The sequence below is a fragment of the Pseudoxanthomonas sp. Root630 genome (genome assembly GCF_001427585.1).
Taxonomy (GTDB): Bacteria; Pseudomonadota; Gammaproteobacteria; order Xanthomonadales; family Xanthomonadaceae; genus Pseudoxanthomonas_A.
In genome coordinates, this window is the sequence record NZ_LMGY01000021.1 from 163320 (window position 1) to 176836 (window position 13517).

At 67.3% G+C, this 13517-nt stretch carries 17 protein-coding genes; 5 read left to right on the forward strand and 12 right to left on the reverse strand.

Annotated elements, in window-relative coordinates; all coding sequences use genetic code 11:
- Nucleotides 1-15 precede the first annotated feature (15 nt).
- Nucleotides 16-354 (forward strand): hypothetical protein, encoded by a 339-nt coding sequence (locus ASD72_RS20285; protein WP_155944778.1) that lies wholly within the window; start codon nucleotides 16-18, stop codon nucleotides 352-354.
- A 75-nt stretch (nucleotides 355-429) separates the two neighbouring features.
- On the opposite strand, the gene ASD72_RS20290 is transcribed toward ASD72_RS20285, so the two are convergent.
- On the reverse strand, nucleotides 430-852 hold the full coding sequence (locus ASD72_RS20290; RefSeq protein ID WP_056881791.1) for a hypothetical protein: 423 nt from the start codon (nucleotides 850-852) through the stop codon (nucleotides 430-432).
- Nucleotides 849-1874: a hypothetical protein gene (locus ASD72_RS20295; protein WP_056881792.1), complete on the reverse strand. Its 1026-nt coding sequence runs from the start codon at nucleotides 1872-1874 to the stop codon at nucleotides 849-851. The genes ASD72_RS20290 and ASD72_RS20295 overlap by 4 nt, the downstream gene beginning before the upstream one ends.
- Before the next feature lie 221 nt (nucleotides 1875-2095).
- Here ASD72_RS20295 and ASD72_RS20300 point away from each other — a divergent pair, with 221 nt between their 5' ends.
- Nucleotides 2096-2767, forward strand: coding sequence for a phytanoyl-CoA dioxygenase family protein (locus ASD72_RS20300; RefSeq protein WP_056881793.1), 672 nt, complete (start codon nucleotides 2096-2098; stop codon nucleotides 2765-2767).
- An 83-nt stretch (nucleotides 2768-2850) separates the two neighbouring features.
- Here ASD72_RS20300 and ASD72_RS20305 read toward each other — a convergent pair whose 3' ends face one another.
- Nucleotides 2851-3252, reverse strand: a complete 402-nt coding sequence (locus ASD72_RS20305) for a hypothetical protein (protein WP_056881794.1) — start codon at nucleotides 3250-3252, stop codon at nucleotides 2851-2853.
- 49 nt (nucleotides 3253-3301) lie between these two features.
- Nucleotides 3302-3937, reverse strand: coding sequence for a hypothetical protein (locus ASD72_RS20310; RefSeq protein WP_056881795.1), 636 nt, complete (start codon nucleotides 3935-3937; stop codon nucleotides 3302-3304).
- Between the two features lie 259 nt (nucleotides 3938-4196).
- On the opposite strand from ASD72_RS20310, the gene ASD72_RS20315 reads away from it, so the two are divergent.
- Entirely contained in the window at nucleotides 4197-4628 is a 432-nt protein-coding gene (locus ASD72_RS20315) for a hypothetical protein (protein WP_056881796.1), read from the forward strand.
- Between the two features lie 28 nt (nucleotides 4629-4656).
- Here the strand turns inward: ASD72_RS20315 and ASD72_RS20320 are convergent, their stop codons facing one another.
- Nucleotides 4657-5298: a hypothetical protein gene (locus ASD72_RS20320; protein ID WP_155944779.1), complete on the reverse strand. Its 642-nt coding sequence runs from the start codon at nucleotides 5296-5298 to the stop codon at nucleotides 4657-4659.
- Between the two features lie 205 nt (nucleotides 5299-5503).
- Here ASD72_RS20320 and ASD72_RS20325 point away from each other — a divergent pair, with 205 nt between their 5' ends.
- On the forward strand, nucleotides 5504-6931 hold the full coding sequence (locus ASD72_RS20325) for a M20/M25/M40 family metallo-hydrolase (protein WP_056881798.1): 1428 nt from the start codon (nucleotides 5504-5506) through the stop codon (nucleotides 6929-6931).
- 106 nt (nucleotides 6932-7037) lie between these two features.
- Nucleotides 7038-7619, forward strand: a complete 582-nt coding sequence (locus ASD72_RS20330) for a pyridoxamine 5'-phosphate oxidase family protein (RefSeq protein WP_056881820.1) — start codon at nucleotides 7038-7040, stop codon at nucleotides 7617-7619.
- Nucleotides 7620-7734: 115 nt separating this feature from the next.
- Here ASD72_RS20330 and ASD72_RS20335 read toward each other — a convergent pair whose 3' ends face one another.
- The 7 genes from ASD72_RS20335 to ASD72_RS21620 all read right to left on the reverse strand — a co-directional run.
- Nucleotides 7735-7977: a DUF2789 domain-containing protein gene (locus tag ASD72_RS20335; RefSeq protein WP_056881799.1), complete on the reverse strand. Its 243-nt coding sequence runs from the start codon at nucleotides 7975-7977 to the stop codon at nucleotides 7735-7737.
- A 65-nt stretch (nucleotides 7978-8042) separates the two neighbouring features.
- The gene (locus tag ASD72_RS20340) at nucleotides 8043-8681 is read right to left on the reverse strand and encodes a hypothetical protein (protein ID WP_056881800.1); all 639 of its coding nucleotides are present in this window, start codon (nucleotides 8679-8681) and stop codon (nucleotides 8043-8045) included.
- Nucleotides 8682-8813: 132 nt separating this feature from the next.
- Nucleotides 8814-9038, reverse strand: coding sequence for a hypothetical protein (locus ASD72_RS20345; RefSeq protein ID WP_155944780.1), 225 nt, complete (start codon nucleotides 9036-9038; stop codon nucleotides 8814-8816).
- A gap of 233 nt (nucleotides 9039-9271) precedes the next feature.
- Entirely contained in the window at nucleotides 9272-9778 is a 507-nt protein-coding gene (locus ASD72_RS20350) for a hypothetical protein (RefSeq protein ID WP_056881802.1), read from the reverse strand.
- A gap of 14 nt (nucleotides 9779-9792) precedes the next feature.
- Nucleotides 9793-12597, reverse strand: a complete 2805-nt coding sequence (locus ASD72_RS20355; RefSeq protein WP_081420500.1) for a zeta toxin family protein — start codon at nucleotides 12595-12597, stop codon at nucleotides 9793-9795.
- The gene (locus ASD72_RS20360) at nucleotides 12594-13001 is read right to left on the reverse strand and encodes a hypothetical protein (protein WP_235578076.1); all 408 of its coding nucleotides are present in this window, start codon (nucleotides 12999-13001) and stop codon (nucleotides 12594-12596) included. The genes ASD72_RS20355 and ASD72_RS20360 overlap by 4 nt, the downstream gene beginning before the upstream one ends.
- 29 nt (nucleotides 13002-13030) lie before the next feature.
- Nucleotides 13031-13517 (reverse strand): hypothetical protein (locus ASD72_RS21620; RefSeq protein ID WP_235578077.1); only part of this gene is annotated, 487 nt, incomplete at its 5' end.

Genomic DNA, 13517 nt, shown 5'->3' on the forward strand with positions numbered 1-13517 from the left:
ACATCGGAGGTCATCATGATCATCGCATGGCGCTACATCTGCATCTTCCGCCACCCCATCACCAAGATCTGCCTGAAGTGGATCCGCATTCCCATCATCGTCTGGGTGGAACCCTTCTTCGAGTTCCCGCCCCGTCGCGAACCGCCGTGGCTCGGCGGCGAGGGCATCCGGCCGGAACTCGCGCGCGACCTGCAGATCCTGGCCACGATCGACGCGCTCGCGCAGACCCTGTCCGAGGGTCGTCAGAAAGCGCTGCTGCAGACGGTGCAGGCGCAGTTCGACGCCATCGAGCTGCCCGACGGTCTGTCCATCACCTCGGACCGCGACCTGCCGGGTGGCGCCACCAAGGCGTGAGCCGCGGTTGTTTGCGTCGCGACCACCAGGGAAGGGGGTCGCGACAAACGACCGCCCATGACGGCCTGCGCAGGCTCACCTGCCGCGCATGGCGAACCAGGCGCGCACCGAAGGCATGAACATGATCGCGCCGGCGACGATGCGGGCGCCATCGGCGCAATGGGCGAAGATCCTCGCCGGCCCCCAGGGCATCCAGGCGATCCCCGCGGCCGCGTTGATGACCGGCAGGATCGTGAGCACGATGATCCAGATCCGCGCCCAGCGCATGCGGTACAGCAACGCGATGCTGACGCCCGCCACGATCGCCGCCACCGCCACGCCTACGGTCAGGGAGACCGCGTCCGGCATCGCGCCGGCACGGATCCCGCGTACATAGCGCATCAGCAGGCTGGCGATGTAGAACCCCACCGCCACCTTCACCAGCAACGGAGCCGCCACGCGATCCGACGGCGGCAGTTCTGCTTCGGACGCCCTGTAGAAATCGTCCGGCAGCGTCATGCGGCAGGCATCCGCGGCGGTGAGAACTGCCCGCGCTCCACGCCTTCGCGCCACGTCTCCGGCCGCGGCTCCCACGGCCCCTCGCCCAGCACCGCCTCGACCAGGTGCGCGATGGGGAACCCGAGGTGATGCTGCGCCTCGACGCCGCCGTCCTGCATGTCGGCCGCCGCCACGAAAGCGCGGAACGCGGCTTCGTCGCCTGCGGCGAGCGCGGTGATCTTCTTGGCCAGGTCGTAGGAGAGCCGGTTGCCGTCGTCGGTCGCCAGGAAGGACTTGCCCGACCAGAACGTCTGGATGCTGTCCGCGTTCCAGTACGCCGCGTGGTGCGCGGCGACCTCATGCGGGAAATAGAGCTGCGCCGAGGGCGCTGCGAGCTGCGGGAACATCGTGTGCTCGGTGTTCACCGCCAGACCCTCGTTGAGCCAGGCCGGGATGGGCAGATGGGTCAGCAGGGAGTGGGTCAATTCGTGCGCGATCACCGGCTCCATCGCTTCGATCTGCTCCAGCGGCATCACGAAGTGGCCGTATCCAGCCTGGATGAACATGCCCGACGACATCGCGTACTCGCCACCCGCGGGATAGTAGTGGCCCACGTAGTCGTAGTAGTCGTCGGGCTCCTCGAACACCATCACCACGTAACGGCCCCAGCCACCGTCGTCGGCGAGGGCACCCAGGTTGCGCCGGATGCGCGCCAGCATGCGCTGGCACGTGGCCAGGAACACCTGTGCGGGACGGTCCAGCAGGTTGGAGAGCAGCAGGAAGTCCCTGCTTTCGTGGATGCGGTAGTGATCGCCCAGCGCCTCGTTCATCGCCTCGAGCCACGTGCGTGCGGCCGAGTCCCAATAGGCATGCGCAGCATCGCCCTCGAGCGATGCCGCTTCGCCCTCGGCGACGCGCGACCAGTCCGGGATCGGCAGCGCGGTCTCGGCGAACCAGTGCATCCGCACCGGCACGCGGGGGCGCGACACCGGGGCATCGAGGTCCCGCGTGGAAGAGAACAGGCGTGACAGGCGCTTGAGCATGGCGATCCTTGCGGTCGTGGCGATCCGTATCGACGGCGTGCCCACGAGGGCGAGGACGGCACACGAGCTGCCGCCCGGCATGCCGTGCTGTCGTTCCCATGCCCTTGTGCCGGGTCCCCACCGCGAAGCCCCGACACTATGCCACGCGTCCGGACGCACCGGCGGTTGTGCTCCCCCGTCGCACCCAGTAAAAGACATCCCGGCACCCACGCACCCACGTCATGATCGACCGCGACGCACTCCAACGAGACGGCTACGCCCTGCTGCGCGGCGCGATTCCCGCCGACTGGCTCGAGGGATTGCGCGCGACCTTCGATGCCGGCGTGATGCCGGCGCATGCATGGCCCGTGCCGCGCGGTCCGGGCTGGCGGCATGCACAGCTGGACCTGGACCCCACGATACAGGCGGTATGCCGGTTGCCTGTCGTGCTCGCTGCGGCAGGCGTGTTGATCGGCGAACGGTTTTTCCTCGCGCAGGTGGAAGGACGCGAGCCGCTCGCCGGATGCGGCCACCAGGGCCTGCATCGCGACCTGTCGGCGCAGCGCCCCGGCGACACCGTCAACGCGCTGGCCTTCTTCGACGACTACGGGCCGGACAACGGCGCCACGCGCCTCATCCCCGGCAGCCATCGCCCTGGCGCGCACGACGCACCGGTCGATGCCGGCGACGAAGCGCGTGCCGTGCAACTCGCGGGCGCGGCGGGCGACATCCTCGTCTTCGATGCCGACCTGCTGCACGGCGCGAGCGTGAACCCCACCGGCGCGCGCCGACGCTCCATCCTGTTCGGCTACTTCGCCGAACCGCGCTATGCCGCGCACCTGGACACCGCGCACCTGCGCAACGTGCGGATGGATACGCGCGAGCGCTTCGATCCCCGTGACCAGGGGACATGAGCCTGTCGGGCAGGCCCCGATCGTTCATTCCCGCATCGCCTGTGTCGTCGTCGCCCGCCTGATCCCCGACGGGCGCGTCGCGTTCACGCGTGGTGGATGAGCTTGACCAGCAGGAACCAGCCGAACCAGCCCACCACCATCAGGAACAACGCTTCACCGCCCGCATTCTTCTTCCCGGCCAGCATGTAGCCCGCGGCCACGAAGATGGCGGCGCCGGTCACCACCACGCACAGCAGCTTCATGGGCCATGGCAGGTGGTCACGGGGTTGGGCGGCCCTGGCGTTCGGGATCGGCGGCGGCGAACGCCCTGGCGGCGTATCGAAGCGCGCGTCGCGGACGCCACGCGCGAGGAGTTCCTGTCGTGCCAGCAGGATGGCGTCGTCGCCGTACTCGTCCGTCGTCGCCAATGCGATGCGCATCAGCGCATCGGCGTCGAGGTCCCGGTAGCGCTGGCGGACGGCGTCGGTGTCGATCTGGGTGGACATGCGTGTTCGCTCCTTGATGAGGGGCCTTGCGCCCTGCGCGCAGCCCGCGCTAGGCGCCGGGGGTCCTGTTCCGCCATCCACGCTTCAGGCTGCGGGCGATGTCGACCGCCGGTGTCACCACGAGCGCTATCGTCAGGAATGCCGCCAGCCAGCTCACGACGATGAGCCCGAACGGGTTGGCGATCATGAAGGTGGCGCGACCGGGATCCCACCCGTGCAGGTATCGCCAGAACAGCACCATGCAGACGGCCCAGGACAGCAGACCGGCAATCGGCATGTACTGCATGTTGGCCGCGAGCAGGACGGCCTCCTCACGGTCATGACTGTCGGCATCGAAGGTCGCAAATCCGCAGACACCCATGCTGATGGCGCACCCTGCGATCACCAGCAGGCACATCATGAAGGTCGGCGTGGCCATGGGCATGCCGGGCGCGTACTGGGTGAACAACACCCAGCCGGTCCCGCCTGCGACCACGATGGCCTGCACCGCCGCCATCCACCGCCAACGCACGCGGAGGATGGCCATGGCGCGCGAAGCGCCGCGTGCGGACAAACGCCCCTCACCGGTCTCCGGATCGACGTCGATGTCCGACCGGTTCGCATCTTCCGCTTCCTGCCGCTCGCGCGTGGCGCGGAACGCGATGTGCCGCATGTCCGGGCCGAAGCCAGGTTCCTGCTGTCTCATGGCATCCCCTTTCAGTGCATCCGCATCCGATGGCCATCGCGCAACGACCCCACCGCAGGAGGGCACGTTCCCCGATCCCGACGAGAGCGGACTATGCCATGCGAGTGATCGTCCGTCAGACGACGCTTCCTCGCGGGCACCCCTCCTGGACGCGGCGCCCGCATCGAACGGGATGCCGTTACGCACCCCGTCACAGCCCCGGGTTTATGGTCGTTCGTGTTGACGCACTCAGACGTTCGCCCTTTACCCCGGAGGCTCCATGACCCGATTCCCCCTGTGCTTCACCGCGGTGCTCGTGCTGGTCACCGCCTGCACGCCGACGTCGGCGGCACGGAACGATCCCGCCCCGCCGGCACAGACGGTGGCGCTCGCATGGCAGCAGGAAGCGAACGTGGGCGGGCTGTCCGTCCAGTTCGTGGGCTACCGGGACAGCCGCTGCCCGTCGGACGTCACCTGCGTCTGGGCAGGCGAAGCGCAGGCCTTCGTGTGGGTCGCCGGCCCCGGCATGGACGCGCATGTCGTGTCGCTGCCCTGGCGTGGTGGCGCGGGCACGCCGCCGCAGGCGGTGCAGCGCGTCGGCGCATACACGCTGCGACTGGCATCACTGGAACCGCATCCGCACAGCGGGGCCAAGGTCGCGCCGGGCGACTATCGCGTGGTGCTCGAGGTCGGCGGTGCGGTCGCCGAGTAGGGCGACCACGTTTCGCGGCACGTTGGCCTCAATGGCGATGGGTGAAGTGATAACGAGCGGCGGTGCAGCGCCAGTAGGGGATCAATTGCGCGCGGATACCCTTGAACGACGAGATATCGAAATGGAAGGTGGCGAAGGACGCCGTGGGCGTATGGTGCATCCGCACTTCCATCTCGCGTGCGTTCTCCATGGCGGCCAGCAGGTCCTGGTCGCTGAACCAGACTTCCCAGTTGGCGGCGATGTCGCTGGTGCGGTTCGGCGCACCGATCACCCCCATGCCGGCGGGGAAGCGCTTGCCGTCGAGCAGTACGTCCACCTCGTCGGCATCCCATCCCCGCGGTGGCGCTCCTTCCTTCCGCACGAAGCGCACCTGCAGGCTGGCGGTCATCAGGTCCGGCAGCTCGCGGACGGCCGGGAGGCTGGTCGCGTGCGATTCCTCGTCGGAGCGGTGACTGAAAGCCATGCCGAGGGTGATGGTTTCATAGCGCGATTCGGTCTTCGCGTGAATGCGGTACCGGGCCGTGCCCACGATGATCCCGCCCAGCGGACTCTCGTGCCATCCCTCCACCTCGGTGTTCGGCAAGACCGGCTTCATGCAGGATGCCTGCGCCCAACTCGTGGCCGGTAGCAGCGCCATCCACAGGGCGCACAGGCCCGCGTAGTTCCTCATCGATGTCATCCCCTGGGTGTGGGCGCCCTCCCCAGGGCGCGCTGCGTTACTACAGCATGCCTGTCGCGACGCTGCCACCCTGCGGCGCGCGGGCCCGTTCGCCGCAACACCCTTCGCCCTCCCCCTTTCTGCACGCGTGGCGCCGCCACGAAAGTGGTAGCGTGACAACCGCTACGCCGCAGGCCGTGATCCGGGAGATGCCACGATGAAACCGCCCCTGCTCGGCCCCACGACGCTCCTGCTCTCCCTGCTGACCGGCCTCGTGCTGGTGCGTTCGGACACCCCGCGATCCGTGCCACACACCGCCGCGCGCGTGGCCGCCGCGTCGCACGTGGCCGCGACCGGAGAAGCGCCCTCCCTGCGTCGCGCCAGGATGGACAGGACGGCCGCCCCGGCCGCCACGACGGCGACATCCTCCCTCGCCGACCCGTTCGCGCCGGTGTACATCGTGACCTCCCGCGAAACGTACCAGGGCATCCGCGGCATGGCCCGCAATGCGGTCGCGCGACGCGACAGCACCGGCATGCCCGTGTTGATTTCCGAAACCCGTGCCGACCGCCTCGGTGAGATCAGCCGCTACGTGCACGTCAACGAGCACCGCTGCGGCGGCTACTTCGCGTTCCCCTCCCGCGCGCAGGCCGAGGCCTTCGTCAGCGAGGGCCGTGCGAAGGACGCGATGGCGAAGACCTTGCTCGCCGCCTACACGCTCGACAACCAGGACACCGTGAACCGCTGGTTGCCGCAAGTGCAGGAACAGCGGATCTACGACACCATCAACCACCTCTCGAGCTACCGCAACCGCTACTTCGCCAGTACGCATGGCAGGACGTCGGCCGAGTGGATCCGCACGCACTGGCAGTCGCTCGCCGCCGGCCGCGACGACGTCACCACCGAGTTGTTCACCGCCTGCAGCAACTGCAGCACGCAGCCTTCGGTCATCCTCACCATCCGCGGCTGGGACCTGCCCGACGAAGTCGTGGTGCTGGGCGCGCACCTGGATTCGATCAACGGCAGCAACTACAACGACCTCAACCAGCTCGCACCGGGCGCCGACGACGATGCATCGGGCATCGCCACGCTCACCGAGACGCTGCGCATCGCCCTGTCCGACGGCTGGCGGCCGCGGCGCACGGTGAAGTTCATGGGGTATGCCGCCGAGGAAGTCGGCCTGCGCGGTTCCAACGCCATCGCGCAGTCTTTCCGCGCCAGCGGCGTCAACGTGGTCAGCGTGCTGCAGGTGGACATGACCAACTACAAGTCGGGCGCGGTCACGGACATGAAGTTGATCACCGACTACTCCAACACCGCACTGAAGAATTTCTTCATCACCCTGTTCGACACCTACCTGGCGCCGATGGGCCTGACACGCAGCAACTCCGCCTGCGGTTACGCCTGCTCCGACCACGCGTCGTGGACCAACGCCGGCTATCCCGCCGCGATGATGTTCGAGGCCGGCGGCCCGAACGGCAGCTTCCCCTACATCCACACCACCCAGGACACACTGGCGACCATGGGGGAATCGGCGCAGCACAGCGTCAAGTTCACCCAGTTCGCGCTGGCCTACCTCGGCGAAACCGCCAAGACGCGCGGACGGGTCACCGGCGGTCCGGCGCAGGTGCATACGGCGCAGTGACGACGGGACGGGGAGCCCCGGCCCACTGTGCACAGGATTCGCCCATGACGGGTATCGCTTGGCTCGACCCATCCCGCGTGGTGGGCACACAGGCTTGGAGAACGAGATGAGACACGCATTCGCGAACATCGCCTTCACCCCCGCCGTCCGCGAGATGCAGGCCCGCGACGGCAGCCGCGCGCAGTACGCGCGGGCTTTCGAATCCGGCGACGAGGTCCGCAATGCCGAACTCGGGCCCGACGAAGCGACCTTCATCCGGGCGCAGCGCAGTTTCTACATGGCCACCGTATCCGAGACCGGCTGGCCGTACGTGCAGCACCGCGGCGGAAGTCCGGGGTTCCTGCAGGTGCTCGACGCGCGGACGCTGTCGTTCATGGACTTGCCGGGGAACCGTCAGTTCATCAGCGTGGGCAATCTCGCCAGGGACGACCGTGTGGCGCTGATCCTGATGGACTACGCGCACCGGCATCGCATGAAGCTGCTGGGCCGGCTGTCGGTACACGAATCGCCGGGCGCCGGGCGTACCGAGCGCGAGATGCGGATCCATGTCGAAGCCTTCGACTGGAACTGTCCCAAGTATATCCCCGTGCGTTTCGAGGCCGAAGACGTGCAGCAGGCGCTGGAGGAACGCGACCGGCGCATCGCGGAACTGGAAGCGCAGTTGGCGGAGGCGCGGAGCGCGCGATAACACCGCGTCCGGATGCAGCCGAAGACCGTTGACCCACGTAGCCCGGGTACGGCCCACGGCCGCACCCGGGGACACGGAAGGGTGGCGTGCGTGGCGCACCCCGGGCTACGCCGATTCAAGCCGGGCTGCCGTGCAGCGCCACGTTCAAGCGGTCCACCACCATCGCCCAGTCGGCGTCGTCGAGGCGTTCTTCGCGCAGCAGTTGCGCTTGCGCGGGCGACCAGAACGGGGCTTCTTCCAGGCGCACGTTGTCGGGCAGCGGGGAATGGGTGGCGATGAACTGCTGGATGCTGGCGTTGTCGTTGGGCAGGCCCAACTGGGCGAACAGCTCGGAGAAGGGATGGACGGTGGCTTCCATGGCGATGCCTCGTGCGGGGAGAGCGCCAGCCTACCCGCGCACGCGTGAAGCCGGTAGCCGACGCACTACGGCGTCGTCGCGGGACGCACTTCGAGCACGCGCGCCAGCGCCTGCCACAGCCGCTCGGTTTCATCGGCGGGCAGGCGGCCGTCGCCGTCTTCGTCCACGTCGGTGAGGCCGTCGGGATAACGCGCGTCGGCGTTCTCCAGGTAGAAGACGATGGCTTCGTGGCGACCATCCGCGTCGGCCACGCGGGCCAGGCGCACGACGTGCCAGTAGCGCGGCGGCCGCAGTCCGTTCGCCTGCAGCGCGACGCGGGTGCGCGCGGCTTCCAGCGCGGGTTCGCGCGCGGCGGCGGTGGCGTCGTCGTAGGCGTAGCTGCCGAAGCGGTAGACGTGCGGCCCGAACGCGCGCGGTGGCTTGGACGGGAACCGGAATCGGAAGTCCGAGCCGGGCTGCACCGTCTCGAACTGCAGCACCAGCATGCGCGCGACCACACCGTCCTTCGCCGCGACGAACAGCCGGCGCTCGGCATCGGTCTGGTCGCGGATCGGGAATCGCAACGCCGGCAATGCCGTCAGAGCGCTGTCCACGTGGAAGGTCGCATCCGGTACCGCAGGCGAGGCGACGGCATGCGCATCGTCCGCGTGCGCCGTGGCGGGCTGCCCCAGCAGGCAGGCGAACAGGATCAGCCCGCGTTTCATCGTCGTGCACCTCCGGAATTCACGAGGGACTGTGCGCGCACCGCGGCCAGGCGGAGCGTGCTGGAAGTCATCGCCGGGATGACGCGAAAGCGCCCGGGCGCGGGGGACTCCGCCACCCGGCCTTGCGCCGGTTCACTTCGTTAGCGCCCGCAGGCTGGTGAATACGAAGCCTCCACCGAACACGATCATCGCCAGGATGATGAACACGGCCAGGCCACCGGTGTACGCATGCTGCTTGATCTCGACGATCCACGTCCCCGTGCGCCAGCACTTCTCGGCGAGGTACAGGCCACACAGCAGAAACAGCGCGCCCAGGAACAGGATGGTCTTCTGGCTGGATCGGTCGATGGCGTTCACCGGGGCATTCTCGCCTGCGCCCACGGCGGACGGGAAGACGCATGGCGAGCCTTGCGGGCCGCGCATGTCGGGAGCGACGGGGCCATGCTCCGCAGAAACAACGTGCCGCGCCATAGGCTCCCGTCATTCTTCTGGAAGATCCGGATCTCAGTGTTGGATTCGGGAGGCGAAACCGGCTTCGTCCTCGACACCCACGCTGGATGGCAGATCCCGTGACGTGCACGAGAACCGCTTCATCGCGGATGGCGGCTTGCCTTGCCCGGCTTCCCATCGACGAGGATGTACTCGTGGTTGCCGCTTTTCCAGGTGGGCGTGTTGCTGTCGATCCTTGCGCACGGCCGGCCACCGCAGGACGTGATCTCGACGTGCCGCAACGCCTCATGCACCTCCGCCTTGATCTCAGCTGCGTCAGCGCGGGCCTGCGCTGCACCCAGTCGGTCGTTGGCTTGCTTCAGCATCAGCAGCCAAGCGGCGAACAGCAGCACGAGCAGAGCGGATACGCCTGCCACGCTCTGCCAGGCACGGACGACCTTGGGGCGCAGCGCCGCCTCCATCCGCTGCTGGTGGTCGCGGAACATCGCCACCATCGCCTGCTTGAACTGGGCCTCCTCCTGCTCACGGGTGGTGCGGATGGCGATTTGCGCATCCTGTGCCTGCTTCTGCAGCCCAGCGACCAGCTTCTCCAGCTTGCCGGTAGCCGCCATGAACGGGCCGAACGCGTCGCGGTTCTCGTGGTTCATTCCCTTCTCCGGCTTCACATCCACATCCCATGCTGCGCGCTCGCCTGTCGCTCGTGCGCGCGCTGCATGTCCTGTTGCGCCTGTCGCTGCGTTTCCACCTCCAGCTTCTGGAAGCTCCGCTCCAGCGGCTGGAACGACGCAAGCAACCCGTCGATCTGCGTGTACTGGCTCAATACGGGGTTGCGCTCGTTGTGGCAGGACACCCGCAGGTGGCCGTCGTCCCGCACATGGATGTCGTCGATCGACGGCATGCGCCGCTGCGTCGCCTCGCAGGCCACGACGCCGGCGATGCGCTCCATGTCGGCCTGGTCGGCATAGCCCACCGCCTCCGGCCCCAGCCGCTCCAGGTGCTGCATCGCCTGCACGAACAGCGGCCGGTCGCGGCCTGGCAGGTGCTGCTGGTGTTGCAGCGTGCGCTCCTGCGATCCGGCGACGAGCCGCTGCCCGTCGTCGGAATCGAGGAACGCGATCGACGCCGCGCGCACGCCTTCGTCGTCGCCGGCCGCCAACGCGTGCAGGTACTGCTCCACCAGCCGGTCGCTCTGCGCCATCGTGGCCGACGGTGCCGGGCGCGCATCGGCAGCGGGGGTCGGGCCTTGCGCACGCTGGATGTCTTCGGTCGTGGTCACCGCGGCAACGACATAGGTCTTGCCGTCGGCGTCCAGGCGCAGGCTGGCGATGGGGCTGTCCACGTCAAGACGACCCTGGGCGCCACGTTGCAGCTGCAGGGCGGTGGTGTCCGGGTCCAGGCCGTGCATCGTCTGTGTGGCCCGCACCGCGGCCACGCTGGCCGCCAGTCGTGCCGCGTCCGGCACCACGCCGGCGTTCGCATAAGCGCCCATCACGGTGTCGCGCAGGCGGTCGTCGGGCGTGGGCGGCGGTGGCGCCTGGACGGTCCGGGGCGACGGCAGCCGCGCGCGCAAGACCTCGCGGGTGGCGTCCAACTCCTCGCGCAGGTTGCCGGTCGCCGTGGCGTTGTAGATCAGTCCTTCGCTGACCCATTCGCCGTTCGCGCGGCGCTGGTAGCGGTTCGCGTCGGAGGCGATCAGGGTATCCGGGTCGGAGCGCGCATGGCGCACCGCGTCCGGCATCGGACCGTGGGCCGCCCAGCCGTTGCGGGCGTAGGCCTCTTCATAGCGCGCGGCGATCGCCGCGGGACTGTTGGCGGCGTTCTGCAAGACGGTCTGGGCCGCGGCGCGATCCAGTTCGTCGGCACGTTCGGGGCTGGCGACATCGACGCGCTTCTGGCTCATGCCGCGCTCGGTGAAGGCAACCATCACCTCGCGCTGCCATGCCTGTTGGTCGGTATCACGCGTCCAGGCGGCCGGGAAGGCACTCGGCGGGTCGCTGGCCTTGGCAGGCTGCACGAAGGGATCGCGTTGGCTCGGTGGGCCGCCGAGCATCAGTTCGACCGATGTGCTGGTCGAGCGGTAGTTCAACTCGTTGGCCAGGGCAGGCGATGCACGCAGCGGGCCGCGCCTCGGGTTGTCGATCCCGTCGTTGCTGGCATCGATCGGTGCGTGGCGCTGCCAGCCTTGTGCGGGCTGGTCCGGGTCGTAGGTCCAGGCATGGCCCTGGCGATCCTGCTGGTTGTAGATCCGGCGGTTGTCGGTCCATGCGGCGATCTCGTCGCCGGCAACCGCGCCGGCAATGCCGCCGAGCGCGCCGGTGACGACCAGGCCCGGGCCGGTTTCGACGCCCGCGACGGCGCCGGCCGTCATGCCCAGCCCGGCACCGGCAAAGCCGCCCACGCTGCGCGCGCCAAAATGGATCAGCTCGGACTCTGCGGCGGTGTCGTTGCCTTCACTGCGCAACCGGCCACTGGTGCGCAGGGTGTCGGCCGCGTCGTAGGCATCCAGCGCCAGGCCGGCGATGCCCAGCGTGCTGCCGGCGCGGATGCGGGTGGGGCGGATGCGGATGACGTGATCCACATCGACGGCTTGCCGGGCTGCACGATCGACGCCGTCCACCACATGATTGTTGCTGCGTTCGACGAGCAGATTGTCACGGGTCCGCGGATCGATCTTGTCATTGGGCAGCGCCTGCGGCAGATCGCGGTGCCACGCCTGCTGTTCACGCCAACCATCGCGCAACTTGTGGGTGATGGCAGGGTCTTTCAGGCGCGCGTCACGGGCCTCCTGCAGTGCCAGCCCTGGCGGTCGCGGGTCGGTACGGCTGTCGTACAGCTCCACGCCCTCGCGGTTGAAGATGCGGATGCGGACATCGGTACGCGCATGGATCAGGTCCAGGCTGCCGGGCAGCTTGTCATAGGTCGCATCACGCGCGCCTTCGGGGACGTGGCGGCCGTAGCCTTCATCATCCAGCTTCTCGGCGAAGCGCTTATCGACGCCGAGTTCGCTCTCCAGTTTTGGCGAAGCGACGACGCGGATTTCCACTTCGTAACCCTTCGCCTGCATGTCGCTGATGAGATCAGAGGACCACTCGCCGTTGCTGAGCGTGGTGTCGAAGATCAGGTTTTTCCTGCCGGCGACGGCGGCATCACGCAGTTCGTCGGCCCAGGCGCTGGCATCGGGATGCGTCAGGCCGGACCAGTTGTAGGGGCTGGCAGCACGAAATTCTTCGACATCAGGGTGGAAGTCGCGGAGTTTGTCAGGATCGATTCTCACGACGTCATCAAGCAGCTCACGCTCGGCAGCCTTTGCCAGACCGCCCTTGCCTGCCCCGGACTGTCCTCCAAGAATGATGGCCTTTGGGCGTTCAGAGGACGATTTTTGTAGCAGCCGGCTTTCAGGAAGTATCTCTTCGGTCAGCACGCGCGCATGTGCCTCTGAATCAAGTCGGCCCGAGAAGTCATTCACTCGAATAGCTCCTTGTGGTCTTGGAAGTACCTAAACAGATCCGGCATTCCTCCCATGTTCAACCGAGCGGAACCCATCACGAACTTCTTAGCCTTCGCCAACTCGATCACTGCAGGATCACCGATAGCCTCGGCGGCCTTTAGCTCTCCACGCGCTTCGGAGATGAAGGTTTCCAGTCTTCCTTCAAGCTTCCAGATGGCGCGATCGAACGGATCGACGCCATGCGACGGCTTGGTCAACATCGTATTCAGCACTTCCTGCAAGCGTTCGATATGCTCTGGGTAGTCCTTGAGCATGTCGCGTAGCGTTTGCGGAATGGGCGGCGGGGGAAGATGTGGCATGGAAAGTCCCTTTTTCTGTGCGGAATTTACTGGTCGCATCTCCTCGAAGACGAGAACATGCATCTCCTGATCTGGACAGCTACCGAAAGCGCTTATCTGAAAGCATCCCCGTTCGACTCAAAGTAGTCCCACAAGTCATCCATCAGTCCGAGGCGCATTCCCCCATTGCCAGACCGGGCACGAAACATCAGGCGTTCTTTAGCTTTTGCCCGCCCTACCTCCGCCGAGTCGCCACTAGCCTCGGCAGCCTTGAGCTCTCCGCGCGCTTCGGAGATGAAGGCCTCCAATGCACCCTCCAAGGCCCAGATGGCCTGCTCGAACAACGGCGTTCCCTTGAATGGCTTCTCCACTACATCATTCAAGGCGGCTTCTAATGCTTCGATATGCCCTGGGTAGTCCTTGAGCATGTCGCGTAGCGTTTGCGGAATGGGCGGCGGGGGAAGATGTGGCATGGAAAGTCCCTTTTTCTGTGCGGAATTTACTGGTGCAGGCTGCTCGAAGCGCATCTCCTCGAAGACGAGAACATGCATCTCCTGATCTGGACAGCTACCGAAAGCGCTTATCTGAAAGCATCCCCGT

Coding starts and splice junctions, on each gene's coding strand:
- ASD72_RS20290 (WP_056881791.1), bottom strand. CDS start 852: ATGACGCTGCCGGACGATTTCTACAGGGCGTCCGAAGCAGAACTGCCG.
- ASD72_RS20310 (WP_056881795.1), bottom strand. CDS start 3,937: ATGAGACAGCAGGAACCTGGCTTCGGCCCGGACATGCGGCACATCGCG.
- ASD72_RS20300 (WP_056881793.1), top strand. CDS start 2,096: ATGATCGACCGCGACGCACTCCAACGAGACGGCTACGCCCTGCTGCGC.
- ASD72_RS20340 (WP_056881800.1), bottom strand. CDS start 8,681: ATGAAACGCGGGCTGATCCTGTTCGCCTGCCTGCTGGGGCAGCCCGCC.
- ASD72_RS20330 (WP_056881820.1), top strand. CDS start 7,038: ATGAGACACGCATTCGCGAACATCGCCTTCACCCCCGCCGTCCGCGAG.
- ASD72_RS20320 (WP_155944779.1), bottom strand. CDS start 5,298: ATGAGGAACTACGCGGGCCTGTGCGCCCTGTGGATGGCGCTGCTACCG.
- ASD72_RS20295 (WP_056881792.1), bottom strand. CDS start 1,874: ATGCTCAAGCGCCTGTCACGCCTGTTCTCTTCCACGCGGGACCTCGAT.
- ASD72_RS20335 (WP_056881799.1), bottom strand. CDS start 7,977: ATGGAAGCCACCGTCCATCCCTTCTCCGAGCTGTTCGCCCAGTTGGGC.
- ASD72_RS20325 (WP_056881798.1), top strand. CDS start 5,504: ATGAAACCGCCCCTGCTCGGCCCCACGACGCTCCTGCTCTCCCTGCTG.
- ASD72_RS20315 (WP_056881796.1), top strand. CDS start 4,197: ATGACCCGATTCCCCCTGTGCTTCACCGCGGTGCTCGTGCTGGTCACC.
- ASD72_RS20360 (WP_235578076.1), bottom strand. CDS start 13,001: ATGCATGTTCTCGTCTTCGAGGAGATGCGACCAGTAAATTCCGCACAG.
- ASD72_RS20350 (WP_056881802.1), bottom strand. CDS start 9,778: ATGAACCACGAGAACCGCGACGCGTTCGGCCCGTTCATGGCGGCTACC.
- ASD72_RS20305 (WP_056881794.1), bottom strand. CDS start 3,252: ATGTCCACCCAGATCGACACCGACGCCGTCCGCCAGCGCTACCGGGAC.
- ASD72_RS20285 (WP_155944778.1), top strand. CDS start 16: ATGATCATCGCATGGCGCTACATCTGCATCTTCCGCCACCCCATCACC.